This window comes from Bradyrhizobium sp. WBOS08, from assembly GCF_024585125.1.
GTDB classification, from domain to species: domain Bacteria; phylum Pseudomonadota; class Alphaproteobacteria; order Rhizobiales; family Xanthobacteraceae; genus Bradyrhizobium; species Bradyrhizobium japonicum_B.
This window is the reverse complement of the sequence record NZ_CP028988.1, coordinates 1,889,051-1,915,402: the sequence shown is the minus strand read 5'-3', so window position 1 is coordinate 1,915,402 and position 26,352 is coordinate 1,889,051. Positions and strand designations below refer to the sequence as shown.

Annotated in this window: 28 protein-coding genes and 2 tRNA genes; 22 read left to right on the top strand and 8 right to left on the bottom strand. The window is 64.6% G+C overall.

What is annotated here, in order from left to right; all coding sequences use genetic code 11:
* Positions 1-41 precede the first annotated feature (41 nt).
* The 7 genes from DCM80_RS09230 to mdoH all read left to right on the top strand — a co-directional run bounded on the left by DCM80_RS09230 (position 42) and on the right by mdoH (position 8,880).
* Positions 42-545: a Twin-arginine translocation pathway signal gene (locus DCM80_RS09230; protein ID WP_257196677.1), complete on the top strand. Its 504-nt coding sequence runs from the start codon at positions 42-44 to the stop codon at positions 543-545.
* 12 nt (positions 546-557) lie between these two features.
* On the top strand, positions 558-1,208 hold the full coding sequence (locus DCM80_RS09225) for a ferric reductase-like transmembrane domain-containing protein (protein ID WP_257196676.1): 651 nt from the start codon (positions 558-560) through the stop codon (positions 1,206-1,208).
* 106 nt (positions 1,209-1,314) lie between these two features.
* Positions 1,315-1,788, top strand: a complete 474-nt coding sequence (locus tag DCM80_RS09220; protein ID WP_257196675.1) for a cyclic nucleotide-binding domain-containing protein — start codon at positions 1,315-1,317, stop codon at positions 1,786-1,788.
* 1,371 nt (positions 1,789-3,159) lie between these two features.
* Positions 3,160-3,804: a GDSL-type esterase/lipase family protein gene (locus DCM80_RS09215; RefSeq protein WP_257197912.1), complete on the top strand. Its 645-nt coding sequence runs from the start codon at positions 3,160-3,162 to the stop codon at positions 3,802-3,804.
* Positions 3,789-4,916, top strand: coding sequence for an acyltransferase (locus DCM80_RS09210; protein ID WP_257196674.1), 1,128 nt, complete (start codon positions 3,789-3,791; stop codon positions 4,914-4,916). Before DCM80_RS09215 ends, DCM80_RS09210 begins: the two co-directional genes overlap by 16 nt.
* Before the next feature lie 344 nt (positions 4,917-5,260).
* A complete protein-coding gene (locus DCM80_RS09205; protein WP_257196673.1) occupies positions 5,261-6,766 on the top strand; it encodes a glucan biosynthesis protein G in 1,506 nt (501 codons plus the stop codon).
* Positions 6,754-8,880: a glucans biosynthesis glucosyltransferase MdoH gene (gene mdoH, locus DCM80_RS09200; protein WP_257197911.1), complete on the top strand. Its 2,127-nt coding sequence runs from the start codon at positions 6,754-6,756 to the stop codon at positions 8,878-8,880. Before DCM80_RS09205 ends, mdoH begins: the two co-directional genes overlap by 13 nt.
* A 232-nt stretch (positions 8,881-9,112) precedes the next feature.
* Here mdoH and DCM80_RS09195 read toward each other — a convergent pair.
* Positions 9,113-9,187: transfer RNA gene (locus DCM80_RS09195), tRNA-Thr, on the bottom strand.
* A 317-nt stretch (positions 9,188-9,504) separates the two neighbouring features.
* On the opposite strand from DCM80_RS09195, the gene DCM80_RS09190 reads away from it, so the two are divergent.
* The 12 genes from DCM80_RS09190 (at position 9,505) to DCM80_RS09135 (ending at position 18,577) form a co-directional block, all read left to right on the top strand.
* Positions 9,505-9,693: a hypothetical protein gene (locus DCM80_RS09190; RefSeq protein ID WP_257196672.1), complete on the top strand. Its 189-nt coding sequence runs from the start codon at positions 9,505-9,507 to the stop codon at positions 9,691-9,693.
* A 24-nt stretch (positions 9,694-9,717) separates the two neighbouring features.
* Positions 9,718-11,424: an FAD-dependent oxidoreductase gene (locus DCM80_RS09185; protein ID WP_257197910.1), complete on the top strand. Its 1,707-nt coding sequence runs from the start codon at positions 9,718-9,720 to the stop codon at positions 11,422-11,424.
* A gap of 314 nt (positions 11,425-11,738) precedes the next feature.
* Positions 11,739-12,047 carry an EthD family reductase gene (locus DCM80_RS09180; protein WP_028138744.1) on the top strand — a complete coding sequence of 103 codons (309 nt, stop codon included), beginning with the start codon at positions 11,739-11,741 and terminating at the stop codon, positions 12,045-12,047.
* 191 nt (positions 12,048-12,238) lie between these two features.
* Positions 12,239-12,748 carry a hypothetical protein gene (locus tag DCM80_RS09175; protein ID WP_257196671.1) on the top strand — a complete coding sequence of 170 codons (510 nt, stop codon included), beginning with the start codon at positions 12,239-12,241 and terminating at the stop codon, positions 12,746-12,748.
* 128 nt (positions 12,749-12,876) lie between these two features.
* Positions 12,877-13,701 (top strand): alpha/beta fold hydrolase, encoded by an 825-nt coding sequence (locus DCM80_RS09170; protein ID WP_257196670.1) that lies wholly within the window; start codon positions 12,877-12,879, stop codon positions 13,699-13,701.
* Positions 13,702-14,218: 517 nt separating this feature from the next.
* Positions 14,219-14,668: a DUF2948 family protein gene (locus DCM80_RS09165; protein ID WP_257196669.1), complete on the top strand. Its 450-nt coding sequence runs from the start codon at positions 14,219-14,221 to the stop codon at positions 14,666-14,668.
* Between the two features lie 159 nt (positions 14,669-14,827).
* Complete coding sequence (gene hisD / locus DCM80_RS09160; protein ID WP_257196668.1) at positions 14,828-16,123, top strand: histidinol dehydrogenase; 1,296 nt, start codon at positions 14,828-14,830, stop codon at positions 16,121-16,123.
* Positions 16,120-16,617, top strand: coding sequence for a UPF0262 family protein (locus tag DCM80_RS09155; protein WP_257196667.1), 498 nt, complete (start codon positions 16,120-16,122; stop codon positions 16,615-16,617). Before hisD ends, DCM80_RS09155 begins: the two co-directional genes overlap by 4 nt.
* A gap of 6 nt (positions 16,618-16,623) precedes the next feature.
* On the top strand, positions 16,624-17,091 hold the full coding sequence (locus tag DCM80_RS09150) for a low molecular weight phosphatase family protein (protein WP_257196666.1): 468 nt from the start codon (positions 16,624-16,626) through the stop codon (positions 17,089-17,091).
* Between the two features lie 285 nt (positions 17,092-17,376).
* The gene (locus tag DCM80_RS09145; protein WP_126260329.1) at positions 17,377-18,006 is read left to right on the top strand and encodes a Maf-like protein; all 630 of its coding nucleotides are present in this window, start codon (positions 17,377-17,379) and stop codon (positions 18,004-18,006) included.
* A gap of 139 nt (positions 18,007-18,145) precedes the next feature.
* A complete protein-coding gene (gene yacG / locus DCM80_RS09140; protein ID WP_257196665.1) occupies positions 18,146-18,328 on the top strand; it encodes a DNA gyrase inhibitor YacG in 183 nt (60 codons plus the stop codon).
* Positions 18,329-18,501: 173 nt separating this feature from the next.
* Positions 18,502-18,577: transfer RNA gene (locus DCM80_RS09135), tRNA-Phe, on the top strand.
* 59 nt (positions 18,578-18,636) lie between these two features.
* On the opposite strand, the gene DCM80_RS09130 is transcribed toward DCM80_RS09135, so the two are convergent.
* The 3 genes from DCM80_RS09130 to DCM80_RS09120 form a co-directional block, all read right to left on the bottom strand.
* The gene (locus DCM80_RS09130; protein WP_257196664.1) at positions 18,637-19,854 is read right to left on the bottom strand and encodes a cyclopropane-fatty-acyl-phospholipid synthase family protein; all 1,218 of its coding nucleotides are present in this window, start codon (positions 19,852-19,854) and stop codon (positions 18,637-18,639) included.
* Positions 19,855-19,857: 3 nt separating this feature from the next.
* A complete protein-coding gene (locus DCM80_RS09125) occupies positions 19,858-20,556 on the bottom strand; it encodes a DUF1365 domain-containing protein (protein WP_306594643.1) in 699 nt (232 codons plus the stop codon).
* Between the two features lie 94 nt (positions 20,557-20,650).
* Positions 20,651-21,964, bottom strand: coding sequence for an NAD(P)/FAD-dependent oxidoreductase (locus tag DCM80_RS09120; RefSeq protein ID WP_257196662.1), 1,314 nt, complete (start codon positions 21,962-21,964; stop codon positions 20,651-20,653).
* 168 nt (positions 21,965-22,132) lie between these two features.
* On the opposite strand from DCM80_RS09120, the gene DCM80_RS09115 reads away from it, so the two are divergent.
* Positions 22,133-22,936, top strand: a complete 804-nt coding sequence (locus DCM80_RS09115; protein WP_257196661.1) for a DUF1295 domain-containing protein — start codon at positions 22,133-22,135, stop codon at positions 22,934-22,936.
* Between the two features lie 152 nt (positions 22,937-23,088).
* Positions 23,089-23,478, top strand: a complete 390-nt coding sequence (locus tag DCM80_RS09110; protein ID WP_306594642.1) for a DUF2177 family protein — start codon at positions 23,089-23,091, stop codon at positions 23,476-23,478.
* A 66-nt stretch (positions 23,479-23,544) separates the two neighbouring features.
* Here DCM80_RS09110 and DCM80_RS09105 read toward each other — a convergent pair whose 3' ends face one another.
* The 4 genes from DCM80_RS09105 to DCM80_RS09090 all read right to left on the bottom strand — a co-directional run bounded on the left by DCM80_RS09105 (position 23,545) and on the right by DCM80_RS09090 (position 25,713).
* Positions 23,545-23,847, bottom strand: coding sequence for a hypothetical protein (locus DCM80_RS09105; protein WP_257196659.1), 303 nt, complete (start codon positions 23,845-23,847; stop codon positions 23,545-23,547).
* A 19-nt stretch (positions 23,848-23,866) separates the two neighbouring features.
* On the bottom strand, positions 23,867-24,400 hold the full coding sequence (locus DCM80_RS09100) for an RNA polymerase sigma factor (protein WP_373569412.1): 534 nt from the start codon (positions 24,398-24,400) through the stop codon (positions 23,867-23,869).
* 129 nt (positions 24,401-24,529) lie between these two features.
* Entirely contained in the window at positions 24,530-25,171 is a 642-nt protein-coding gene (locus tag DCM80_RS09095) for a ChrR family anti-sigma-E factor (RefSeq protein ID WP_257196657.1), read from the bottom strand.
* Positions 25,168-25,713, bottom strand: coding sequence for a sigma-70 family RNA polymerase sigma factor (locus tag DCM80_RS09090; protein ID WP_257197909.1), 546 nt, complete (start codon positions 25,711-25,713; stop codon positions 25,168-25,170). Before DCM80_RS09090 ends, DCM80_RS09095 begins: the two co-directional genes overlap by 4 nt.
* Positions 25,714-26,009: 296 nt before the next feature.
* On the opposite strand from DCM80_RS09090, the gene DCM80_RS09085 reads away from it, so the two are divergent.
* Positions 26,010-26,258: a hypothetical protein gene (locus DCM80_RS09085; RefSeq protein ID WP_257196656.1), complete on the top strand. Its 249-nt coding sequence runs from the start codon at positions 26,010-26,012 to the stop codon at positions 26,256-26,258.
* The last annotated feature ends 94 nt before the right edge of the window (positions 26,259-26,352 follow it).

Genomic DNA, 26,352 nt, shown 5'->3' with positions numbered 1-26,352 from the left:
AGCCTTCGTGGAGCACCTCGCGCTCGCCAAGAGGAACCGACATGACCACCGTCGCATTCAACCGCCGCAATCTCCTCGTCGCCGGCGGCTCCGTCCTGGCGAGCGGGGTTTTCGCGACCGGCGTTTCCGGATTGCTGGTGCCCGCCCATGCGAACGGCCTCGCGCCCACTGAATCGATGTCGGGCGGGGCGAACAATTACCGCAAGGGCGCGGCGATCGTCGATCGCATCGGCAAGGGCGGCTTCTGGATGAGCGGCACCGTGCGCCGCGCCGGCGACGGCGCGCCGCTGGCCGGCCAGCGCATCCAGATCTGGGCGCACACGGTCGAAGGCCGGGAGCACGAGCCGCACAGCCACGGTGCCACGCTCACCGACAAGGACGGCAAGTTCCGGCTGGAAATGCCGCAGATCATTCCGATCTTCGGCCAGCCGCACGGCCACCTCGCCTATGACAGCGGCGAATTCAAAACCGTGTTCCTGCGGCCGGTGATGCGGAGCGCCAAGGACAGCAGCCTCGAGGCGCATTTCGTGCTGCAGCCGGCCTGATCGGGCGCGCGGATGGCGGGATGGAGATCGGCGCGGGCGATCCTGATCTGGGTCGCCCTGGCTTTGGCCATCGGCGTGCCGACTGCGCTGGCTGCGACCAGCGAGCAGCTCGCCTGGCGCGATCCGGTCTACATCCTCGCCGGCTTCGCCGGGATCATCGCGCTCGGCCTCGTGCTGGTTCAGCCGCTGCTGATCGGCGGATATCTGGCGCCGCTGTCGGCCTATCGCGGACGGCGGGCCCATCATTGGATCGGCGGCACGCTGGTGCTGGCCGTCATGATCCACGTCGCCGGCCTCTGGATCACCAGCCCGCCTGACATGATCGACGCGCTGACCTATTCGTCGCCGACGCCGTTCTCGCCGTTCGGCGTGACCGCGATGTGGGCGATCTTCATTGTCGCGCTCCTCGCCCTGCTGCGCCGGCGGCTCGAGCTGCGGCCGCGCACCTGGCGCTTCATTCACATGCCGCTGGCGATCGTCATCGTCGTGGGCAGCGTGGTCCATTGCCTCCTGATCGAGGGAACGATGGAGACGTTTTCGAAGGCCGTGCTGTGCGTGGTGGTCGTTGCGGCGACCGTGAAGGTCATGATGGACCTGAAGGTTTGGCGAAAGCGACGGTCGCTGCACGGGGAGAGCCGTAGCCCGGATGGAGCGCAAGCGTAATCCGGGACCGCTGTACGCGCGGCCTACGGCCCCGGACTACGCTTGCGCTCCATCCGGCTACGTCGCTCAGCTTGTCCCGAATGACGACGGGGCGTAACCTCGCGCCATGAACGCCACGGCCCCAGATCTGAAAGCGTTCCTGCTCGCGACGCCGTTCTTCGGCGGCCTGTCGGACCCAGGTCTCGACCTCCTGGTGTCGATGCTGACCGAGCGCCGCTTCGAGCTCGGCGCGACAATCGTCGCGGAAGGCGAGCCCGGACGCTCGATGTTCATCGTCAAATCCGGCCGGCTCGCGGTGAGCAAGCGGGCGAGTTCGGGCCGCGTCATCCCGATCTCCGTTCTCGAGCGCGGCGACTTCTTCGGCGAGATGACGCTGATCGAAATGCAGAACCGCTCGGCAACGGTGGTCGCGGAGGCGCCGACGGTGCTGTACGAGCTGACCGCCCAGGATCTCTACGCCTGCTACAAGGCCGACATCCACGCCTACGTGATCGTCCTGCAGAACATCAACCGCGAGCTGTGCCGGCGCCTGCGCCGGTCGGACGAGCGATTCGCCGCGCGGCTGGTGAGCGACGGTTGACGGAGGGTCGGGTGTAGGGCAGGGCAATCGCATATGGCAGCGATCTCGCCTGTGGCCATCCTTCGAGACGCTCGCCGTTGGCGGGCCCTCAGGATGAGGACCAGGTGCGCGGCACCAGTTTCAACGAGCACCAATGCTGCTTAGCCTCATCCTGAGGAGACCGCGAAAGCGGTCGTCTCGAAGGACGAGGCGCGCGCTCTGGTCTCGCAAAGCGCCATATGCGATAGCCCTGCGCTTGCGGGGGAGGGTTGGGGAGAGGGTATCTCTGCGCAGGGATTGTTGAGAATGACGGAGGCCGTCCCTGCGCGGCGAGAGCCCTCACCCGCCGCGCTCTGCGAGCGCGTCGGCCTCTCCCGCAAGCGGGAGAGGCGGAGCAAGCTCGCAAACAGTCCCCGTTTCATTCATGCGCGATCGTCCTGCACCGTAGCGGCAGCGACCCGTCGGGCAAAACGCCCAATACTCCGTCAAGCCCCTTCCGCGAAAATATTCCACTTTACCGAAATTCGGTTTTGTCGTATGTGTCGCTCATCCCGGCTCACCAGGAGGGGCGATCTCGAGGTCGTCTTGATCGCGAGCCGGGCTTGCGATGGACGCGGCAGCGTCGGCACGAGAGGTGCGGGCAGGGCGGGTAGTCCCTGTGAGCCCGTGGCCGCGTGCGGACGAACGGCGCTGCTAGGCTCTGTCTCGTCTGTAAGTTTCCGGCTCCGTCGACGGGGCCCGGGAATACTGCGGCGACATGGCGGGCCGTGCGTACGGCAAAACCGTGTGGTCCTGGCCGTCGTTGCTACGGTCAAGCTTCCGCGAAGGTGCGAGCGAGCCCAACCGGTCAGACTGCATCATCCAATTCGCGGGGCGAGGGAGGCCAGAAGGAAAGTTCGGCTCCCGGGAGAGCACGGCATAAGCCGTCCGACCATCGCGCAGGGAAGGCCGAGTGATCGGCACCACCTGTATGCTGCTGTGCGGTTCTTCCTGCGTGTGCATCTTCGCGCAGCGGACCGCGGGTGCCTGTCGGCACCCGGCCTTCCCTGCGCCCTCTTCACTGAAAGGGCGAAAGCGAAGAGCAAAACTCGGGCGTTTCAGGCCGCGAGAATGCCGATCCGTGCGCGGTCGGCGCGAGGCGAATGATGCTGCCGGACAGATGCACGCATTCATTCCAATTTGCATCAATTTGATCGCATTTTATTGGGCCGGCGATGTGATCTTGTGTGGCACTCCTGCGTGGCGCCGTTGACGTCGAAGAGCAGGCGATGCCTCGGTCGATGCCACCCGGCACTTCGAAGCTAAACACCTGGATGCGTAACACTTGGGTACACAACACTTGGGCACGTTTCGAGCCGGTACATGAACAGGATACTTATCGGCTTGGCCGTCGTGCTGATCGGTGCTGTTGCGGCGGGAACCTCCGTCGCCAAGAAGCAGGCGTTCTTCGAATCGCATCGACGCAACCGCCAGATCATCGTTCATTATACGCTGGCCCGGGTCGACGATCCCATCATCGTTCTCGGTGACAGCCTGGTCGAAGCCGCAACGCTGCCGCGCGAGCACTGCGGTCATGCCATCGTCAATGCCGGCCTGGGCGGCGCCTCCACCACCAGCGACCTCGGCAATTGGTTGATGGATGTGCTCGACGGCAGGCCTGCCGCTGCGATCGTGGTGGCCCTGGGTATCAACGACGGGCTCGGAGCTGCGCGCGATCTGGCGGAGTTCAAGGCGAACTACAGCGCACTCCTGGCGAAGCTTTCGGAGACGAAAGCCCGCATTGTCGTGCTGGCGGTCCCGCCACTCGAGGTTTCACCGAGTCTGGCCGCCGAGGCGCAGGCGAAAGCGATGCGCCTGATCGAAAGCTACAATTCCGCTTTGCCCGAGCTCGCCAGCCGTGGCGGCGCGACCTTTGCCGCGCTGTCCCCCATGCCGGTGCCGCACACGATCGACGGGGTGCATCTGAACGCTGCCGGCTATCAGCTGTGGAATCAAGCCGTCCTGCAGGGAGCATCCGTCGCATGCAAGGCGAGCTGACGCCGCTGATTGCTCCTGCGCGAGCGAACAAGCTGCTCGGATTGGAGCTGTTGCGGTTCCTGACGGCGTTCGCGATCCTGGTGTTTCACTATCGCCAATTCGCCTTCGTTGGCGACAGGGAAGTGGGGCTTCTCCAGGATCAACTGCCGCTCCATTGGCTGCTCGCCCCGCTCTATGGGAGCGGGCCCTATGCGGTCCGCGTCTTCTGGTGCATCAGCGGCTTCATCTTTTTCTGGAAGTATCGCGACGTGATCGCCGACCGGGTGCTCGACGGCTGGAAGTTCTTCGTCCTGCGTTTCTCGCGGCTCTACCCGTTGCACCTCGCCACGCTCCTGCTCGTGGCCCTGCTGCAGCCCCTCTACGCCGGGCTTCACGGATCGTCGTTCGTGTACCAGAACAACGATCTCACGCATTTCGTGCTGCAGCTCCTGATGGCCGGCACCGCGACGTCGCAGGATGCGCTGAGCTTCAACGGCCCGATCTGGTCGGTGTCGGTCGAGGTGCTGGTCTATTTCGTCTTCTTCATGCTGTTGCTGGGGACCCGCTCCTGGTGGCTCAATGTGGCGCTGATCGCCGTCTGCCTGACGATTCCCGGAGAGGTCGCGGACTGCTTTACCTACTTCTACGTCGGCGGGCTCGCGGCGATGGCGCGCCAATCCCTGCAGTCCTCGCCCGCTCGTGCGCGGGCGGCCGAAGGCGCCATCTGGCTCGCTGTCGTGGCCGTGGTCTGCGGATATTGGCTGATGGGCGGCCAGCTGCGATCGATCGGCTTGCTGTTGCTTCTGATCTGCACACCGCTGCTGCTCTATAGTCTCTCGCGCGACATCGTCCTGCCGGCCCGGCTTCAACGCATCGTCGAGGCGGCCGGCAACGTGACCTATTCAAGTTATCTGCTGCATTTCCCGATCCAGCTGGCGATGGTGCTCGGCTTTTCCCTGATGCAGGTCCCGATCCCGCTCTACGACGAGGTGTTCTTTGCAACCTTCATCGGCATCACGCTGCTGGCGTCGCATGTCACCTATCGCTATTTCGAGGAACCGGCGCAGCGGCTGATCCGTGCCTCGTTGCTGCCGCTGCACGGTGAGGCTGTCCGCCGCCCCGCCATGGCCTGAGCACGCCGCGGTGCTCCGCAGGCCTACCCTCCCTCCGGCGCGAATGCGCGATAAATCAACGGTCACAGCAGGATGGATGGTGCTGCCAGGCGGGATTGAACTATGAAAGTCAATGCTGTCTCGTCTTGATTTTATTGATGTTTTGAGTCCAGCGATCTGTCTCTGCGTGGCACCCTTGAGAGTCGCCGCGCGGCAACCCGATATCCGTCAATCTCGGTTGATTTCGAGGCGGATCAACAGGGCGAGTTGCTTTGCCTTTGCCCTGAGCTGTTTGCGAGCGCGCGGTGGAACTCACGGGCGCGGTGGTCGTTGCTTGGCCGCGGCAGCAGTAGCGAGGAGTGCACGTGAACCGACGCCAGCTAGTCCAAGGGTCGGCGTTGCTGCCGGCTTTGCTGCTTGCTTCCCGACGCAGTTTGGCTGCCCCGCCGGACAATGCGTTCGGGCCGTCCACCGTGAGGGACCTGGCGCGGATGCTGGCGAGCAAGCCGTACGAGGGGCCGGACGAGAAGCTGCCGGGCGGCTTGAAGGACCTCGACTATGATCAGTACCGCTCGATCCGCTTCCTACCCGAGCGCGCGCTCTGGCGCGGCAAGAATCTTCCGTTCGAAGCGCAGTTCTTCCATCGCGGCTTCTTCTACAAGAACCGGGTGAACATCTTCGAGGTTGCGGACGGAAAGGCCAGCGAGATCAAATACCGCAAGGAAGACTTTTCCTTCGGCGAGAAGGTGGCGGCGTTCGAGGAGACCGATCTCGGCTTCGCCGGCTTCCGCATCCATGCGCCGATCAATCGCCCTGACTACTACGACGAGGTCTGCGTGTTCCTGGGCGCGAGCTACTTCCGCGCCGTCGCCAAGGGGCAGACTTACGGGCTTTCCGCCCGGGGGCTCTCAATCGATACCGGCGAAGCCAAGGGCGAGGAATTTCCGCTGTTCAAGGCGTTCTGGCTCGAGCGGCCGGCGCCGGGTGCGACCTCGCTGGTGATCCATGCTCTGCTCGACAGCAAGAGCTGCGCGGCCAGCTATCGGTTCACTGTTCGGCCCGGGGACACGACGGTCTTCGACGTCGAGATGTCGGTCTACCCGCGTGTCGAGATGCAGCGGGCCGGCCTTGCGCCGATGACCAGCATGTTCTTCTACGGCCCGAACGACCGCAACGATATCGACGATTTCCGTCCCTCCGTTCACGATTCCGACGGGCTCGCGATCTTCAACGGCAAGGGCGAAAGCCTGTGGCGGCCGCTCAGCAATCCCCGTGACCTCCAGATCAGCACCTTCCAGGATCTCAATCCCCGCGGCTTCGGCCTGATGCAGCGGGAGAGGAACTTCGCTGCCTATCAGGACATCGAATCCAGCTTCGAAAGGCGCCCAAGTCTCTGGATGGAGCCGATCGGGGACTGGGGCGAGGGCGGGGTCATGCTGTTCGAGATCCCGACCAAGGAGGAGGTCCACGACAACATCGCCGCGTTCTGGCGACCGAAGAACCCGCTGCAGGCCAAGGGTGAACACAACTACACCTACCGGCTGCATTGGGGACCGGACAGCCCAAAGCCGCATTCACTCGCCCGCTTCACGCGCACAGGTATCGGCGCGAGGGGCGAAGACGCCCGCCTGTTCGTCCTCGATCTGGTCGGGGACAACCTGAAAGGCATCGATCCTGCGAGGGTCAAGGGCGTGGTCACGTCGGAGAAGTCTGACGTGAAGAACATCGTCACGCAGCCCAACCCCTACACCGGTGGCTGGCGGTTGAGCTTCCAGTGCCAGGTCAAGGGCGAGCCGATCGAGTTGCGGGCGTTTCTGACCGAAGGCGACAAGCAATTGTCGGAAGTCTGGGTCTATCGATGGGCACCTTGAACCCGGCACCGCGATCAATCGCGGGCGATATCGCGAGCCAACGCCTGCTGCCGCGCGAGTCCCCGCTTGCCATGGCTCCGGGCGATCTCAGGAAGAATCGGGTACCGGACCGTGTTCCTGCACCGGCTGCGACCACCATCGCTTGGCGGCGCGGCTTGATCCTGCTCTCGACGGCCGCGCTGACCGGGGCGGGCGGGTACGAGATGTATCGCGTGCTGCAGGTCGGCGGCGTCACCGTCCTCGAAGCCATGGTGCTGGCGCTGTTCCTCGTCCTGCTCGCCTGGGTCGCCTTTTCCTTCGCCTCCGCGGTGGCGGGCTTCTTCGTGCTGCTGACCCATCGTCCTGACGGGGATGCCTTCGCGCCTGGTGTGGAGCTGCCCGCGATCGCAAGCCGCACGGCCATGCTGCTTCCCACCTACAACGAGGATCCGCACCGATTGACGGCCCGGCTTCGCGCCATCATCGAATCCGTGGACGCGACCTCGCACGGAGAGCTGTTCGACTGGTTCGTTCTGAGCGACAGCACCGATCCCGACATCTGGGTCGCCGAGGAAAAGGCGCTGCTGGCATTGCGACAGGCGGTCGGAACGCCGCGGCTGTACTATCGTCACCGGGCCGACAACACGGCGCGCAAGGCCGGCAACATTTCCGAGTGGATCACCCGGTTCGGCGCCGTCTACGACTTCATGATCGTGCTCGACGCCGACAGTCTCATGAGCGGGCAGACCATTGTGCGGTTGGTCCATGCCATGGAGACCAATCCGACCGCGGGGCTGGTCCAGACGCTGCCCATGATCGTCAATGCGCGAAGCCTGTTCAGCCGCGTCCAGCAATTCGCCGGCCGCCTGTACGGTCCGCTGATCGCCGCCGGCGTCGCTTGGTGGCACGGCTCCGAAGGCAATTACTGGGGTCACAACGCCATCATCCGCGTGAAGGCGTTCGCCGAAGCGGCTGCGTTGCCGCAGCTGCGGGGCCGGAAGCCGTTCGGCGGGCACATCCTCAGCCACGATTTCGTCGAGGCTGCGTTGATGCGGCGGGCCGGGTGGGGCATCTACATGCTGCCAACGCTCGGCGGTAGCTACGAAGAGGTGCCCCCTTCGCTGCTCGATTTTGCGGCGCGCGATCGACGCTGGTGTCAGGGCAATCTTCAGCATCTGGCTGTCGTGCCAGCGCGAGGTCTCCACTGGGTCTCGCGCCTGCATTTCATGGTGGGCATAGGAGCATATCTGACAGCGCCCCTTTGGCTGCTGTTCCTGTTGCTGGGAATGCTGATCTCCCTCCAGGCCCGCTTCGTGCGTCCGGAGTATTTCCCAAAAGGCTTCTCGTTGTTTCCCACCTGGCCGGCCCAGGATCCCGTGCTCGCCATCTGGGTGTTCGTCGCCACCATGGGCCTGTTGCTGTTGCCGAAGCTGCTCAGCCTGATCCTCGTCTGGACGCGGCGATCAGCGCGCAGGCAGTTCGGCGGCGCATTGCGTACCTCGGCCGGAGTCTTGGCCGAGATTGTCGTGTCGGCGCTGATAGCGCCCGTGATGATGATCTTCCAGTCGATCGGGGTGGTCGAGATTCTGGCCGGCCGCGATGCGGGCTGGCAGACGCAAAGGCGCGACGACGGCACGGTGGAGCGCCGCGAACTCTATCGGAAATACGGCGTTCCAACGCTGTGCGGCGTTGCGATGGCCGCAAGTGCCTACGCCGTTTCGCTTCCCCTTCTGCTTTGGATGTCGCCGGTCATCGTCGGGCTGCTGTTCGCCGTTCCCATTGGCGCGCTGACCGCCATGCCCGCCTCGGAAAGATTGTTTGTCACTCCTGAAGACCGAGAGCCGCCACCGGTGCTGCGCCGGGCGAACGAATTGAGCGTCTCCGCGGAGGCAGGGCTCAAATCCGCGTTGGAAGAGCTGCGGGGAGATCCCGCGCTCCTGGCCTTCCATCTGGCGCAACTACCGCCTCCTCGCGCCGCCGGGCCTGACACGGTCGACGCCAACCTGGCGGTCGGCCGTGCCAAGATCGATGCGAGCGAGACTTTCGAGGAGGCCGCAGAGCATCTGTCCTCGCGGGAGATATTCTCGATCTTGAACGACGGGCCGGCGCTCTCGACCGTGTTGCAGAAGTGGTGAACGCGCAATGGCGCTTGGCGGACTCGGCTTGGGCTCGAGCCAAAGCGCCAATGGTGATGATCTTGATGCAGGCCGGCTCAGTCTGACGCGCGACAAGTGAAACGGGATCCACTTACTGCGCCGCTGCGCAAGTACGCTCTTTGGAGTCCAAGCGACTTCTTAGGGAGGCATTTCGATTCTGTTGGCACTCAGAACCGAATGTCCAATAAATCAACGTTCACAGCAGGATGGATGGTGCTGCCAGACAGGATTGAACTGTCGACCTCTCCATTACCAATGGAGTGCTCTACCACTGAGCTACGGCAGCATGTGCTGGTGAAGAATCGGGCGCCCGAAGGGCCCTGCCAAGCGGGCCGATATCTGCCACAAGCCCCCCTCCCGCGCAAGCTTGCTAGGCCGGTCAAATCGAGAAAATCGGGTCGATATCGGGGCCAAAATGCTCGTTTTGGCTCGAAACCATCGGCTTTCCGCCGATTCGAGGTCCGCTGATCCCACCAACTGGCCAGGTGGCCAAGCGATCGGATTCGGTCCATTTCGAGTTTCGCACGGTCGGATCGCAAGCAGCCTCTTGAGCTGCCGCAATCTCCGGGCATGCTATCGCCGATGGCCGGTATCGGATCCCCAATGATTGACGAGAACGAGAAGAGCGCGCGCCAAGCGAAGACGGCTCGGGATGACCGGCTGAAATCGGCGCTGCGCGAAAACCTGAAGCGGCGAAAGCTGCAGGCGCGCGAACGCGCCGCTGGCGCTGAGCTCGCTCCAGACGACGATGGTTGCCTCGATAAGGGCACCGCCGGGAAAGCCGGCACGTGAGACATTGGAATGGTGAGAATGACGATGGGGCAAGACGGACGGCAACGAACCAACGGTGACGCGCTGATGTCGCGGTTCACCCGGCCCGAACAGACCTTTCCCACGCTGACGCCGGCCGAGATCGAGCGGATCAGGCATTTCGGCGAGGTCCACAGCTACGAGGATGGCGAGTTCCTGTTCGAGACCGGCAAGCCCGGGCCCGGCATGTTCGTGGTGCTGAAAGGCCATGTCGCCATCACCCAGCGCGACGGGCTTGGTCACGTCACGCCGGTCATCGACCAGGGGCCGGGGCAATTTTTGGCCGAGCTCAGCCAGCTCTCGGGCCAGCCGGCGCTGGTCGACGGCCGCGCCGAGGGCGATGTCGAGACCTTGCTGCTGCCGCCGGACCGGCTGCGCGCGCTGCTGGTCGTCGAAGCCGAGCTCGGCGAGCGCATCATGCGCGCGCTGATCCTGCGCCGGGTCAATCTGATCCAGGGCGGCATCGGCGGCCCGGTGCTGATCGGGCCGCCGCATTCGGCCGGCGTGGTGCGATTGCAGGGCTTCCTCACCCGCAACGGCCAGCCGCATCATCTGCTCGATCCCGAGCGCGATCGCGACGCCGCCGAGGTGATCGCGCGTTATTCGCCCAGGCCCGAGGACTGGCCGCTGGTCGTCGCGGCCGATGGCGCGGTGCTGCGCAATCCCAGCGAGACCGAGCTTGCGCGCGCCATCGGCATGATCGGCGGCGCCAAGGACGACCGCATCTACGACGTCGCCGTCGTCGGCTGCGGGCCGGCCGGGCTCGCCACTGCCGTGTATGCTGCGTCCGAAGGGCTGTCGGTCGCCGTGCTCGACATCCGCGCCTTCGGCGGCCAGGCCGGCGCCAGCGCGCGCATCGAGAATTACCTGGGCTTTCCCACCGGCATTTCCGGACAGGCCCTGACTGCGCGCGCCTTCACGCAGGCGCAGAAATTCGGCGCCGACATCATGATTCCCGTGACAGTGAAGTCGCTCGATTGCACGCGCAAGGACGGCGCGTTCGCGGTGGCGCTCGACGGCTGCGATCCCTTGCGCTCGCGTTCGGTCGTGGTGGCGAGCGGCGCGCGCTATCGCCGGCCAGAGATCGCAAACCTCGACAAGTTCGAGGGACGCGGCGTCTGGTATTGGGCCTCGCCGATCGAGGCGCGGCTGTGCGCCGGCGAGGAGGTGGCGCTGGTCGGTGCCGGCAATTCGGCGGGCCAGGCCGCCGTGTTCCTGTCGGGTCACGCCAGGCGCGTCCTGATGATCATCCGCGGCGGCGGTCTCGGCGCCAGCATGTCGCGCTATCTCATCGAGCGCATCGAAGCGACGCCGAACATCGAATTGATGTTCAACACCGAGATCACGGCGCTCGAGGGCGACGAGGCCTCGCTGCTGCGGCGCATCCACTGGAAGAGCCGGCTGTCCGACGACGTGGATTCCGCCGACATCCGCAATCTGTTTCTGTTCGTCGGCGCCGATCCCGCCACCGCCTGGCTCGACGGCTGTGGCGTGACGCTCGATCGCGGCGGCTTCGTCGTGACCGGCGCGCAGTCCGAGCAGAACCAGGGCCGCCTCGTGGCGCCGCTGGAGACCTCGGTGCCCGGCGTCTATGCCGTCGGCGACGTCCGCTCCGGCTCGGTCAAGCGCGTCGGCGGCGCCATCGGCGAGGGCGCCCAGGTCGTGGCCTCTCTGCACGGCTATCTCGGCGATGCCGCAAAACCGGCGCTTTAATAGCGTTTTCGAGCGAAGTGGATTCCGGTTCGCGTTAAGAAAACGCGTCAAAACAAGAATCTAGAGGTTCGTTCCGATTCCATCGGAAGCGGAACGAGGCTCTAGTCAAGGACAAGACAAGCAGATGGCAAGTCGAATGAGGCTTGCCATATTGCCGGCAACTACAGACTATCCCCTCATCCTGAGGAGCCGCGCCAGCGGCGTCTCGAAGGATGAAGGCCCGGATGCATCTGGGCCTGCATGGTTCGAGACGCGTGCTTCGCACGCTCCTCACCATGAGGATCCAACAGAACAAGTTTCATAGGGAGGACTAAATGGCTGAAGTTGTCGTGCTCTATAAGACGCCCAAGGATGCTGCCGCCTTCGACAAATACTATGCCGAGACGCACATTCCGCTCGCCAAGAAACTTCCCGGCCTGAAGAAGTACGCCGTCAGCAAGGGGCCGGTCGCATCCCCGACCGGGCCGTCCGGAATCCATCTCGTCGCCATCCTCACTTTCGACAGCGTGGCCGATATCCAGGCCGCATTCGGCAGCCCGGAAGGCAAGGCGACCGGCGCGGACGTGCCGAAATTCGCCAGCGGCGGCGCCGACCTCCTGATCTTCGACACCAAGGACGTGTGAGAATACGACTCGACTTTCGTTGAGGGCTGCTCACGTTTGTGACAGCGGTGCAAAAAATTCAGCCATGCGTTTGTCGATTCGCACGATGACGCATGGCTTCGCATATCCGTGCGACGACAACGCAGGTGGTAATCCGATGAGGACCGTAATATTATTCTCCTGAACCTCAATGGAGCGTAGGAGGAGATGTCATGGTCCTTGGCTTGAGCCTGCCCGCCTTCACGATGGTCCATGTCGTCATCAGCCTGATCGCCATCGCCGCCGGCCTTGTCGTGATGTTCGGCCTGCTCGGCTCGAAATCGATGCCGGGCCTCACCGCGATCTTCCTGGCTTTCACCATCCTCACCAGCGCCACCGGCTTCCTGTTTCCGTTCGAGAAGCTGCTGCCCTCGCACGTCATCGGCATCATCTCGCTGGCGTTGCTCGCGATCGCCTGCGTCGCGCTCTACGGCATGAAGCTCGCCGGGGCCTGGCGTCCGGTCTACATCGTGACCGCGATGATCTCGCTCTATTTCAACGTGTTCGTGCTGGTGATCCAGTCGTTCCTGAAGGTGCCGGCGCTTGCCGCGCTCGCGCCCGCCGTGCCGCCGGCGCCGCCGTCGGGTCCGGTGTTCGCGGTGGTGCAGGGCATCGTGCTGGTGTTCTTCGTGGTGCTCACCATCGGCGCCTGGCGCCGCTTCAAGCCGATGGCGTTTGCCTGATCGCTGACATCTCGTCATTCCGGGACATCGCGCAGCGATGAACCCGGAATCCCGCACAATAATCTCCAGATTCCGGGTCCGCGCTAGCGCGCGTCCCGGAATGACTCGAGCTCAAAAGGAGTTCCACAATGCTCACCATCACCACCAAGGACGGCGTCGAGATCTTCTACAAGGATTGGGGCTCTGGCCAGCCGATCGTGTTCAGCCATGGCTGGCCGCTGTCGTCGGACGATTGGGATGCGCAGATGCTATACTTCGTCACGCGCGGCTACCGCGTCGTCGCCCATGACCGCCGCGGCCACGGCCGTTCGGCGCAGGTCGCCGACGGCCACGACATGGATCATTATGCCGACGACCTTGCGGCCGTCACCGCGCATCTCGACCTCAAGAACGCCATCCATGTCGGCCATTCCACCGGCGGCGGCGAGGTCGTGCACTACATCGCGCGCCACGGCGAGAGCCGGGTGGCGAAAGCCGCGATCCTGTCGGCGGTGCCGCCGCTGATGGTGCAGACCCCCGCCAATCCCGGCGGCCTGCCGAAGAGCGTGTTCGACGATCTCCAGAAGCAGCTCGCCGCCAGCCGTACGCAATTCTATCGCGACCTCCCCGCCGGCCCGTTCTACGGCTACAACCGCCCCGGCGCACAGCCGTCGGAAGCGGTGATCCAGAACTGGTGGCGCCAGGGCATGATGGGCGGGGCGAAAGCGCATTACGACGGCATCGTCGCGTTCTCGCAGACCGACTTCACCGAGGACCTCAAGAAGATCAACGTGCCCGTGCTGGTGATGCACGGCGACGACGACCAGATCGTGCCTTACGCCGATTCCGCCCCGCTCTCGGCCAAGCTGCTGAAGAACGGCATCCTGAAGACCTACAAGGGTTTTCCGCACGGCATGCCGACCACCCACGCCGACACCATCAACGCCGATCTGCTGGCGTTCTTCAAGGAGTGAGGGGAGCGCGCGCGCCTCTTGCCTTCTGCCCTCGTGGGAGAGGGGGGCTCGCCGCGTAGCGGACGGGTGAGGGGCTCTCTCCGCTAGAGCCTCTGGCATTGAGCATGCGGACAGAGACCCCTCATCCGGCGCTTCGCGCCGCGCCATGATCCGCCTCGCCCGCAGGGCTATCGCATATGGCGCATTGCGGGACCTGAGCGCGCGCCTCGTCCTTCGAGACGCTTGCTACGCAAGCTCCTCAGGATGAGGTTAAGCAGCATGGTGCCAGTTGAAACTCCTGCCACGCACCCGGTCCTCATCCTGAGGGCCCGCCAACGGCGGGCGTCTCGAAGGATGGCCACAGGTGAGATCAGCCCCATATGCGATTGCCCTGGCCTCGCCCGGGAGGGGTATCCGCGGAAGGTGCTGGAGATGGCGGATATCAATAGCCTCTAGCCGGCCGGTCCGTTAGTTTGTGCGGAAATTTTGCGGCCCGTGCGCGTTGAGGCCGGTCCGTTCCGAAGGAGAAGCGCCGGCGATGTCGCCCCAGCTCAAACTGATCGCACTCGACGCCGACGATCTCGCCGTGATCTCGACCCATGTCCAGGACGCCCATGTCCAGGCCTCCGACATCATCTGGCGACAAAGCGAGAAGCGGCTTGTGGTCGGAATGAGCCGGCTGGATTGGGAGCAGACGCTGGAGGGCGAGGCCGAGCCGCGCCGGCTGGTCGCCGCGCTGCGCTTCGACCGCGTGCTGGCCTGCAAGTCGCGCAACATCGACCTGGCTGCTCCGGACAAGGTGCTGGACCTCGTCGGCATCGAGTTTCACCCGAGGGGCGGGCGCGAGGAGGAGCCTGCCGGCAGTGCGCTGCTTTTGTTCGCCCAAGGCGGCGCCATCCGGCTCGATGTCGAATGCCTGGAATGCGAGCTGACCGATCTCGGGGCGGACGCACTGGGAACGGGGATGGAGATCGAGGGTGAGACGTGAGGCGGCCCGTAAACCAGCCCCACCACCCCCCGGCCCTGAGGGGAGATCGGCACCCTACGAGGGTTGACGCCGCTTCCCCGCCGCGCCATTGAGCATGGGACCTGGTGCGCCAATCCGCCCCAGGACCAGCCAGAAGCCAAGCCAGACATCAAGCCAGACATGCCCGTTCGCCTCGACCGCAGCAGCGCCGATTTTGACCAGCGATTCGCGGCCTTCCTCGCTGCCAAGCGCGAGGCCTCGGCCGACGTCGAGGCTGCCGCGCGCGCCATCGTCGACGACGTTGCCAAGCGCGGCGACGCCGCCTTGCTCGAGGCCACCGCAAAGTTCGACCGCCTCGAGCTGGATGCCTCCGGCCTGCGCGTCACCGCCGCCGAGATCGAGGCGGCCACGAAGGCCTGCGATGCCGCGACGCTGGATGCGCTCGAGCTCGCGCGCGACCGCATCGAGACCTACCACCGGCGGCAATTGCCGCAGGACGAGCGCTTCACCGACGCGCTCGGCGTCGAGCTCGGCTGGCGCTACACCGCGATCGAATCGGCCGGCCTCTACGTGCCCGGCGGCACCGCGGCCTATCCGTCCTCGGTGCTGATGAACGCGGTGCCTGCCAAGGTCGCGGGTGTCTCGCGCCTCGTGATGGTGGTGCCCTCGCCCGACGGCAAGCTCAATCCGCTGGTGCTGGCGGCCGCGCATCTCGGCGGCGTCACGGAGATCTACCGCGTCGGCGGGGCGCAGGCCGTGGCCGCGCTGGCGCACGGCACCGCGACCATCGCGCCGGTCGCGAAGATCGTCGGCCCCGGCAATGCCTACGTCGCCGCCGCCAAGCGGCTGGTGTTCGGCAAGGTCGGCATCGACATGATCGCCGGCCCGTCCGAAGTGCTGGTGATCGCCGACGACACCGGCAATGCCGACTGGATCGCCGCCGACCTGCTGGCGCAGGCCGAGCACGATGCCAGCGCGCAATCGATCCTGATCACCGACTCGGCGCGCCTTGCCGCCGACGTCGAGAAGGCGGTCGAGGCGCAATTGAAGACGCTGCCGCGCGCCGCGATCGCCAGCGCGTCCTGGGCTGATTTCGGCGCCGTCATCATGGTGAAGAATCTGGCCGACAGCATTCCGCTCGCCAATGCGATCGCCGCCGAGCATCTCGAGATCATGACCGCCGATCCCGATGCGCTTGCCGCGGAGATCCGCAACGCCGGTGCCGTGTTCCTCGGGCCGCACACGCCCGAGGCGATCGGCGATTACGTCGGCGGCTCCAACCACGTGCTGCCGACCGCGCGCTCGGCGCGATTCTCCTCAGGCCTGTCGGTGCACGACTTCATGAAGCGTACCTCGATCCTGAAATGCGGCCCGGACCAGCTCCGCGCGCTGGGACCGGCCGCGATGACGCTCGGCAAGGCGGAGGGGCTGGACGCTCATTCGCGCTCGATTGGATTGCGCCTCAATCTGTCATGACAAAGCCGCCCGATCAGGACGACTCCAACAATCGCATCGTCGGCGTCACGCTCGACGAGGAATCGATCGGCCGTTCCGGGCCTGACATCGAGCACGAGCGTGCGATCGCGATCTACGACCTGATCGAGCAGAACCTGTTTGCGCCCGAGGGCGCGGAGGGCAAGGGTCCGTTCACGCTGCATATCGGCATCACCGGCAACCGCCTCATGTTCGACATCCGCCGCGAGGACGGCACGCCCGTGGTCGCGCATCTGCTGTCGCTGACGCCGTTCCGGCGGATCGTGAAGGACTATTTCATGATCTGCGACAGCTACTACCAGGCGATCCGCACCGCGACGCCGGACAAGATCGAGGCCATCGACATGGGTCGTCGCGGCATCCATGACGAGGGATCGCGCACGCTGCAGGAGCGGCTGAAGGGCAAGGTGCGGGTCGATTTCGAGACCTCGCGCCGGCTGTTCACGCTCATTACCGTCCTGCACTGGAAAGGTTAAACACGGATGGCTGCGCCCCCACGCGCAAGCAATCCGCAGTCCGTGCTGTTCGCCTGCGCGATGAACAGCGTGCGCTCGCCGATGGCCGAAAGCCTGCTGCAGCACATGTTTCCGCAGGGGCTCTATGTGAAGTCGGCGGGCACCAGAAAGGGCGAGCTCGATCCGTTCGCCGTGGCCGTGATGGCCGAGCTCGGCCAGGACATCTCCGCCCACAAGCCGCAGACCTTCGAGGACCTGGAGGACTGGGAGGGGCTGAATTTCGACCTCATCATCACGCTCTCGCCGGAAGCGCATCACAAGGCGCTGGAGCTGACGCGGACGCTCGCGGCCGAGGTCGAGTACTGGCCGACGCAGGATCCCACCACCATCGAAGGCAGCCGCGACCAGAAGTTGGCGGCCTATCGCGACGTCTGCGACCAGCTGTTGATGCGCATCCGCCGGCGCTTCGCCAAGGTGGGGGCGGCGTCAGGCTGATCGTGCCCCGGACGAGGCGCAGCGCCCCTTCGCGGTGCGCTGCAGAGCCAGGGCCCATCTCACCTCCAGGCGCAAGCTCATGGGTCCCGGCTCAGCGTCGCAGCATTTCATGCCGCGCCGCGTCCGGGACACGAGGCCTTCCGTAACACCCGCGTCACAGACCGCGGGCACAGCCATCTCGGCAATCTCGAATCACCAAAGCCTGGGTTCCCGGGTTGTGAAATCAGCCCCCTTCCGATAGGTTCCGCGCGCAATTCACCCCCGCTTCATCCCCCAAATCACCTGATGCTTGGCCGCCCCAAATTCGTACTTGCCTCCGGTTCGCCGCGGCGCCTGTCGCTGCTCAACCAGGCCGGCATCGAGCCGGATGCGCTCCGGCCGGCCGATGTCGACGAGACGCCGCGGCGGGGCGAGCTGCCGCGTGCCTGCGCCAACCGGCTGGCGCGGGCCAAGGCCGATGCGGCGCTGAAATCGGTGCAGCTCGACGACGAGCTGCGCGGCGCCTTCATCCTCGCCGCCGACACGGTGGTCGCGGTCGGCCGCCGCATCCTGCCCAAGGCGAATCTGGTCGACGAAGCGGCGCAGTGCCTGCGCCTGCTGTCGGGCCGCAACCACCGCGTCTATACCGCGATCTGCCTGGTCACGCCGCGCGAAGCCTTCCGCCAGCGCCTGGTCGAGACCCGCGTCCGCTTCAAGCGCCTCTCGGAGGACGACATCCAGGCCTATATCGGTTCCGGCGAATGGCGCGGCAAAGCCGGCGGCTACGCCGTGCAGGGCATCGCCGGTTCCTTCGTGGTGAAGATGGTCGGGTCCTACACCAACGTCGTCGGCCTGCCGCTCTACGAGACCACCACGCTGCTCGGCGGCGAGGGTTTTCCGATCCGCTTCGGCTGGCTCAATTCCACCGCCGTGTGAGCCGGCCAGCCGCGGCCTGACAGAATCGCGAAAACAACCCCATGCACAGTAGAATGTCCGATGGGGCGCATATGCCGTCGCCGGGAACCCGTTCGCCGACAGGCTCTTGAACCCTTAATCCGCGCAAGCTGTCGAGATCATGGACGACCAGGTCAAAAAGCCCGCCAGCCCACTCAAGACCTGCCCGATTTGCGGCAAGCCGCAATCGGAAGCCACCCGCCCGTTCTGCTCCTCGCGCTGCCGCGACGTCGACCTGAACCGCTGGCTGAAAGGCAGCTACGTCATCCCCGGCCGCGACGACGACGTCGATGACGTGGAATAAGAATGATATCAATCAGTTAGTTGACCGCCCGCCCCGCCGCGCGCCAGCCGCAGCAGCTTGTGCACAGCCGGGCCGCGCCCGGCGAAGCCTGTTGGCGAAGCCGGGTGGACAGGCCGCTTCCGGCCCACTATAACCCGCCCGCTCGATGGGCTTTGGCCCCTCTCTTGGAGCACGCCCAGGTAGCTCAGTTGGTAGAGCATGCGACTGAAAATCGCAGTGTCGGTGGTTCGATTCCGCCCCTGGGCACCATTCGCCTGAGCCCAAACACACGATAGCCATCGTCGCGACCAGCGGAGCCACCCGCTCCCTCACCCCCGCCGCGCAAACACCAGCTGCCCGACGTCGATCTTCCCGGCCCGAAAGCCCGCCTCGCAATAGCACAGATAATATTCCCACAGCCGGCGGAAGGGCTCGTCGAATCCGAGCGTGGTCAGGTCGGTCCAGGCTTGGCTGAAATTGTCACGCCAGAGTGAGAGCGTCCTTGCGTAGTCCTGTCCGAACAGGCGCTCGCGAATGACGGGCAGCTCGAAGCGTTCGCCGAGCGCGCGCAGGATGTTGGCCGACGGCAGCATGCCGCCCGGAAAAATGTATCTCTGGATGAAGTCCACACGCTGCCGATAGCTTCCAAAGAGCTCGTCGCGAACCGTGATGGCCTGGATGCCGGCGAGACCGCCGGGCTTGAGCCGCTGCTTCAGCTGGTTGAAATAGGCAGGCCAGAACTGCTCGCCAACGGCCTCGATCATCTCGATGGAAGCAATGCGGTCGAAGCGACCGTCCTGATCGCGATAATCCTGCAATCGAATCTCGACCTTTTCGGCGAGCCCGGCCTCGTAGATCCGGCGACGGGCGAATTCATGCTGCTCCTTGCTGATGGTGAGGGCCAATACGCTGGCGCCGTAGGTCTTGGCGGCGAATTCGGCGAAGCCGCCCCAACCGCATCCGATCTCGAGCACGCTCTGGCCGGGCTGCAATTCGATGGCCTGCGCCAGCTGTTCGTATTTGTGCTGTTGGGCGGCGGGAAGGTCGGCGGTGTCGGCCGGGAACAGCGCCGATGAGTAGGTCATGCTGGAATCGAGCCACGCGGCGAAGAACTCGTTTCCGAGATCGTAATGCTTGTGGATGTTGTGCCTCGATCCCTCCTTGGTATTCCGGCGCAGGCGATGAAGCGCCCGCCGGCACAGGCGAACCAGCATGTTTCCGTCAAAGGCGCTGTCGACCAGGTCTTCGTTGAGACAGAACACGTAGAGAAGCTGGGCAAGATCGGGCGTGGACCAGTCGCCTCGAACATAGGCCTCGGCCATGCCGATATCGCCGCCGATGACGAGGCTGCGGGCGAACCTGTAATTGTTGAGCTCGATCGTGGCCGACGGGCCCGGAAGCTGGCCACGCAACGTGACCATTCTCTGGTCGGGAAGGCGCACGTGAATGGTGCCGCACCGAAGTTGCGATGCAAGGCGCAGAGCCAGGCGGGCAAAGAACGGGACGCCATCAAAGTGAAGGTCTTGATGGGTGGCTGCCAGGTCCATGGTTCAGATCTCGCGTTGTTTCAAACGAGGCACGTAAGGAACACCCTTCAACCAGAGCCGCATCGCTTCCCAGTGGATGGCTGCGATGACCTTGATGGTCAGGAAGGGCAAGGCGAACAACGCCGCCAGCAGGGAGTGGCCGGTCAGAGCACGACGTCGCCCGCAGAATGCCGCCGCAAACATCGCGCCCTGTTCGCTGCTCTGCACGATTCTGACCTTCACATCCTGTTGCGGGGGAGAAACGCTGAAGCGGTAATGTGTTTCCATCTCCATGAAAGGCGAAACGTAGAACTCCTTCGTCTGGCTTTGGCGGATGGCGCAGCCCGGCTCCGCCCCCTGCACCGGAAGGACGTAGGAATGCATCTCTCCGAACGTGTTGCGGACTTCGTAGATCAACAGCGCGAGATTGCCGGATGCGCTATAGCAAAAATAGATCGAAAGCGGGTTGAACACGTAGCCCAGGACCCTGGGATAACAGAGCAGCAGAATGCGGCCGCCGGTGAGGTCGATGTCGCGTTCTGCTGCGATGCGGCGGACGTATTGGCTGAGGCCCGCGTTGTTGCCGTCACCGTGATCCTGCTCGTGAAAGCTGAAGGGTGCCGCGCGATTGATGCCGAACAGCCAGGACTGGCGCTCCGCTTCCTTCAGCCGGTCGAGATCGATCAGCAGGTTCATCACGCGGTAGGTGAACCTGTGCTGCACGGGGCGCCACCGCGCGTGCATCACCTTTCCCCAATAGAGTGCGGCGGGCGCCCTCGTATCCTCCGCTCTGGTCGGTGTCGTTCGGGCCATCGTGCTACTCGGCAGCCTCGGCCAGCAGCGGGGCCGGTTGACGCCATGGAGCCTCGCTGCCGAGTGCCTCGGCAACCGAGATGCCGGCATGCAAGCCATCCTCGTGAAAGCCGTAGCCGGTCCAGGCGCCGCAGAACCAGGTTCGCCGACGCCCTTGAATCGTGGGGAGTCGCCGCTGCGCCGCGAATGCGGCCAGGTCATATTGCGGATGGGCGAAGCTGAATTTTCCAAACGTCAAATGGGCCGCCGGCTCGAAGGGAGGGTTGAGGCTGACGAACAACGGCTTGCGCTCGTCGATGCCCTGCAGCCGGTTCATCCAATAGGTCACCGCGACATCGTTGTGGGCGGGTGTTTGCCGCGGCCACCGCAGGAAGTTCCAGGATGCCCATGCCTGACGCCGGCGGGGCATGAGACGGGGATCACGGTGCAGATAGACGGTGTTGGGGGCATATCTGATCGCCCCGAGAATAGAATGCTCCTGCGGGTCGGCATCCGACAGGGCCGCCAGGGCCTGATCGCTGTGACAGGCCATCACAACGGCATCGTAACTTTCCACACCGCCATGACTGTCGCGGACGGTCACGCCAGGCCCAGCTCGGTTGATCGATGTCACTGCACAGCCTAGCCGAATGTTGTGCTTGAACAAAGCGGTCAGCTTGTCGACATAGCGCCGGCTGCCACCCTCCACGGTCCGCCAGCGCGGTCGATCGAGGTGCAAGAGCCGGTGATTGTTGAAGAAGGCGACGAAGTTCTCCGCCGGAAAAGACTGAATGTCATCCGATGAGGATGACCAGATGGCGGCCCCCATCGGGCCGAGATAGTCGGAGAACAGGCGCGAACCGAATGATTCCTTGCGCAAATACTCGCCGAGCGTCAGGTTGTGCAGCCGGCCCGCGTGCAGATCGGCGACGCTCTGCCGGTTGAACCGCATGACCTCGGCCAGCATGCGAAAGTAGGACGGCGATGCGAGGTTGCGCGGTTGCGCAAACAGGCCGCAGGCCGTCTGCAACGCGGTCTCGCCGCCGCCACGCCATTCGAATCGGCCATGATCGACGGACATGGCGAAGCTCATGCAGGTCTCGATGGTCTTCACGCCCAGATGCGCGAACAGCGCGGTCAATTGCGGGTAGTTCGCCTCGTTGAACACGATGAAGCCGACGTCCACGTCGATCGGCTCACCGTCATAGTCGATACGAACGGTATGGCTATGTCCCCCCGGCTGTAGCTCACGCTCGTAAACAGTGACGGCGTAACGTTTCGACAGGAGCCACGCGGCGGCATTGCCGGCAATTCCCGTCCCGATCACGGCCAAACGCATTCTCTGTCGCCCCCACTGCGGTACCGTCAGCGACGGTCCTCGAAACAACCGTCAGGGAACGCTTGGCGAGATGGCGCAGATCACTTTGCTGGCCGTCCGGCGCCCCTCCGCACATCGAAACCGGCGCCCCCAGCGGCCGTATCCAGAGATATCGATTGCGGTGAGGGTATGATTCTTCTGCACATTCAGGCGATCGGCGGCATTGCCTTGGCCCTCTGCCTTTTGATGGCGCTGGCCTGGGTCGTTCAGCAGCGCACCGGCAATTCCGGCTGGGTCGACGCGATCTGGTCCTACGCGACCGGTCTCGTCGGCGCGGGTGCAGCTTTATGGCCGCTCGACGGAGGTTCCCCGGCTCGCCGGCTGCTGGTCGGAGCGCTGGTGCTGCTCTGGTCGGTGAGGCTTGGGACGCACATTGCACGCCGCTCCGCAGCGGGGATCGACGACCCACGCTATGCGAACTACGCGCGGCAATGGGGAGCTGCGGCGCCTCGCCGGATGTTCCTGTTCCTACAGTCGCAGGCGCTGGTCTCGGTGCCGCTGCCGTTCGCCGTTTTCCTCGCGGCGCACGCGCCGGCGCCTGAACTGCGCCTGCAGGACTATGCCGGCATCGTCATCATCCTGATCGCCGTCGCCGGGGAGGCATTGGCGGACCAGCAGCTGCGGCGCTTCAAGCTCAGCCCATCCAATGCCGGGCTTGTCTGCGATGTCGGTCTATGGCGCTGGTCGCGCCATCCGAATTATTTCTTCGAATGGTTAGGGTGGCTGGCATACCCGGTCATCGCGCTGTCGCCCGGATATGCATGGGGTTGGGCCAGCCTGGCGGCGCCAGTGATCATGTACTGGATCCTGGTCCATGTGACGGGAATACCGCCGCTCGAGGAGCAGATGCTGAAATCGCGCGGCGAGCGATATCGTCAGTATCAGGCGCGCACCAGCGCATTCTTCCCATGGCCGGTGCGACAGGTTGTGTGATCATGTTCTGGCGATTGCGGACTGCTGACTGGGCGCAAAGGCAAGCGACTTGCCGATGTGATCCGTCACGGCTTGCGCGTCGTTAACCTGACGACCGGCGCGATGAGTCGGTCAGATGCAGCCGGACTGGGAACACGGGCATGAACCTTTTCTTGACCTATCTTGCGGTGGCCGTGACCTTCGTTGCGATCGACATGGTCTGGCTCACGCTCATGGTCGAGAGGCTGTATCGGCCGGTGCTGGGCGATATGTTGCGGGCTCAGCCCAACCTGGCGGCCGCGGCCGCGTTTTACTTGTTGTATCCCGTCGGCCTAATCTGGTTTGCCGTGCTGCCCGCACAGCAGGATGGCGGCGCGCTGCGCGCGTTCACCTCCGGCCTGCTGCTCGGCTGCTTCACCTACGCGACCTACGATCTGACCAACCAGGCGACGCTGCGCAACTGGTCGACCGGGCTGACCCTTGCGGACGTTTGCTGGGGAACTCTTCTCGCCGGCATCAGTGCCTGGATCGGATTCGTTGTCGCGCAGAAGCTGGCGCACTGATCCCGCGCAACCAAGGCCTAGCGCGAGAGCTGGAAGGCTTGGCGCGAGAGCTGGGTTGATCTCGCGTCAGGTCTGCTTGTGGTCTCCGAGCTGCCCGAACGCTTCCCGGGTTTCCGCGATCTTGTCGGACAGGGATTTGAACGCCCTCTGAGCTTGCAGCTTCGACTCCTGGTCGAGCAAAAGGCACGCGAGATCGATCAGTCGATCGCCCATGCGCTCCATCATTGCGAGCAGCCGATCGGCGTCGGCTGCAGGCTCGTCGGATGCGATACTTTCGACTTCTCGCACAATCGCTTCGAGCCTTGCCGTCGCGGCGACAAGTCGGTTCTCGCGTCCACGCTCGGGAAATTCAATGATCTCGGCGTCCATGCACGGGCTCTTGCCGGCTTCAGGCCGCGGCCGATGCGGCAAGGCAATCCTTGCGCACCAACAACATGGTCCGATGCAGCCAGGTCTTGATGGTGCCGACCGGCACGCCGAAGCGCTGAGACAGGCTCGCGCGGCTCTCACCTTCGAGATAAGCCAGAGCGACCAGCCTGCGGCGATCTGCCGGCAGGCGAGCCAATGCTCCCAAGGCAATGGGTTCGGCGCCGGCGTAATCGAAATCCTCGGTCGGCGATGGCCCGGCCGCCGTCGGGACCATGAGCGCCTTGTCCAGTTCGAGACTTGGCTGTCTCCTGATCCGCAGATGATCGATCGCGGTGTTTCGGACGATTGCGGACATCCAGGTCATGGCCGATGCCCGACCAGAATCGAACCGAGCGGCGTTGCGCCAGATCTTCAGGAAGCTTTCCTGGAGGATGTCATCGACATCGTGCGGCGAGGCTCCAACGGCCAGCGCGATCCTTCGCAGTCTGCCGCGCGTCAGCGTATGGAGCTCTGCGAAGGCGCGTGGCTCGCCTGCGGAGACGCGGGCCAGCACGTCCTGCAACCTCTCGCTCGGCACCTGACTTGCCGGACTTGAACTGGCCATGTCCTGTCTCCCTTGCGTTTCCTACGAAACGCTCGGGGCGCAGGGCCGGATCACCCGGCGGGAGAAGGACGAAGCAGGTTACAGCCGCACGAAGGGCCCGATCAGTCGGCCGAGCAAGCCGTTCATGCGCAGGTCGCCGGTCATCGCGACCAGGCAAAGGCAGGGGCCTTCGGTGCCGACGATGGGGCGATGATCGATCTCATCGTCGCCGTAGTCGAAATCCCCAGGGCCAAACCGTCCGCCCTCATGGCTGAAGCTGCCCTCGAGCACGAGCGTCAACTCGGTGCCGGTGTGGGTGTGTTCGAGCATCCGCGAGCCTGGCGCCGACCGAAGCAGGAAGGCACGGGCCGTGCCCGAGCCGGACAGCTCGATCGGTCGCAGGCTGAGGCCCGGCGCGACACGCCGGCGTTTGCCGATGCGATATCTTCGCAGTGCCGGCGGAATATCATCATCCATGTCCGACGTGAGGGGGGCCGCGGCTGTGTGTGCCGGAGCGTCGTGAATTCGCGACATCACGCGATCGAACGCATCCGGTGCGGTGGGCACCGGCTCGACATCCTCCAGCGCGGCGCCCGCGAGCTGCTCGATGGCCTGCACGAAGCGGGCGCAGCGCGCGCAGCCTGCCACGTGGACCCCGACGACCAGATGATGGGCCTCTTCCAGCCTGCCGGCCGCGAAATCGGCCAGAAGATCTTCCGGCGGATGATGGCTGATCGTCATGCTTCTTCGTCCAAAATGTCGCGTAACCGGTTCATCGCAAGCCTGATCCGTGACTTGACCGTCCCGAGCGGAATCCCGAGCGCGCTCGCGATTTCCGGATGCGGTCTTTCCTCGATGAACGATAGCTTCACCACCGTGGATTGCTCCGCCGAGAGTTGCTTTATGGCTGATGCGATCCGTGCGGCTTCCTGCCCGCGCGAAATCAGGATATCGGCCGGTTCGGCTTGATCCGCTGCATCAGGCAGCTCGGATCCGGCTTCCAGGCGGTCGACCCGGGCCCGGCGGCGGAACAGATCGATCCGGAGATTGCGCGCGATCGTGAAAATCCAGGCCGGCGCGCCGGCGGTCGCAGGATCGAACTGGTGCGCCTTCCGCCATACGGCGATCATGCTGTTCTGGGCGATCTCTTCCGCCTCGTCGGGGCTGCAGCCGGCTTTGAGCATCAGCCCCTTGATGCGGGGCGCGAAATGCTCGAACAGCCGCTTGAAAGCCTCCCGGTCGCCGTCAGAGGCGACGCGTCCGATCAAATCAGCCCAATCCACCTTTGTCTTCGGCCCTTTGCTCGCACCAATCGACAGCCGCCCCGCAACCCTCCGGGGAAAACCAGCCTCAGCCCGGATTGGCACATTCAAAGCCCGGATAGCAGCGATCATAGCGCCTCGACAAGCGACCTCTTTGGCTGAGAACGACCGGGGCCGGCCGCCGGATCACTGCGGAACGCGGGTTTTTGCGAGTTCCGGATGGTCTGCCGGCGGCCTCCGGCTTTGGCACTCCGCTTGCTCAGTCCTGACCAAAGCCGGGCCTCGGCGGAGAGGCCCGTTTCAGGTTGAGGCAAGCGATGCAAGAAGTGTCCCGTACTGGTACTGCCGGCGAGCTCCGGCTCGATGCGTTGATCGCCGATCTGTGGTGGCGCGTTCGACTCTTGAATACGGATATTCTCGAAGTGGAGGCCAAAGCCGGGGTGTTCGACGCGCAGCAGCCGAACTATCCGCTGCTCGCGCTTAACCTTCGCGCGCGGCGGGACAATCTGGTCGCCACGATCGCCATGCTCGAGCAGCGCGCGAAATCGCTGTCGGAAGCGGCTTGAGAGCGGCCGTCGCCGACATCGGAAAGCGGCAGCGATGTCGCGCGCCTGGCGAGATCGACGCATCGACCGTCAGCGCGTGACCAGTTGAACGAAC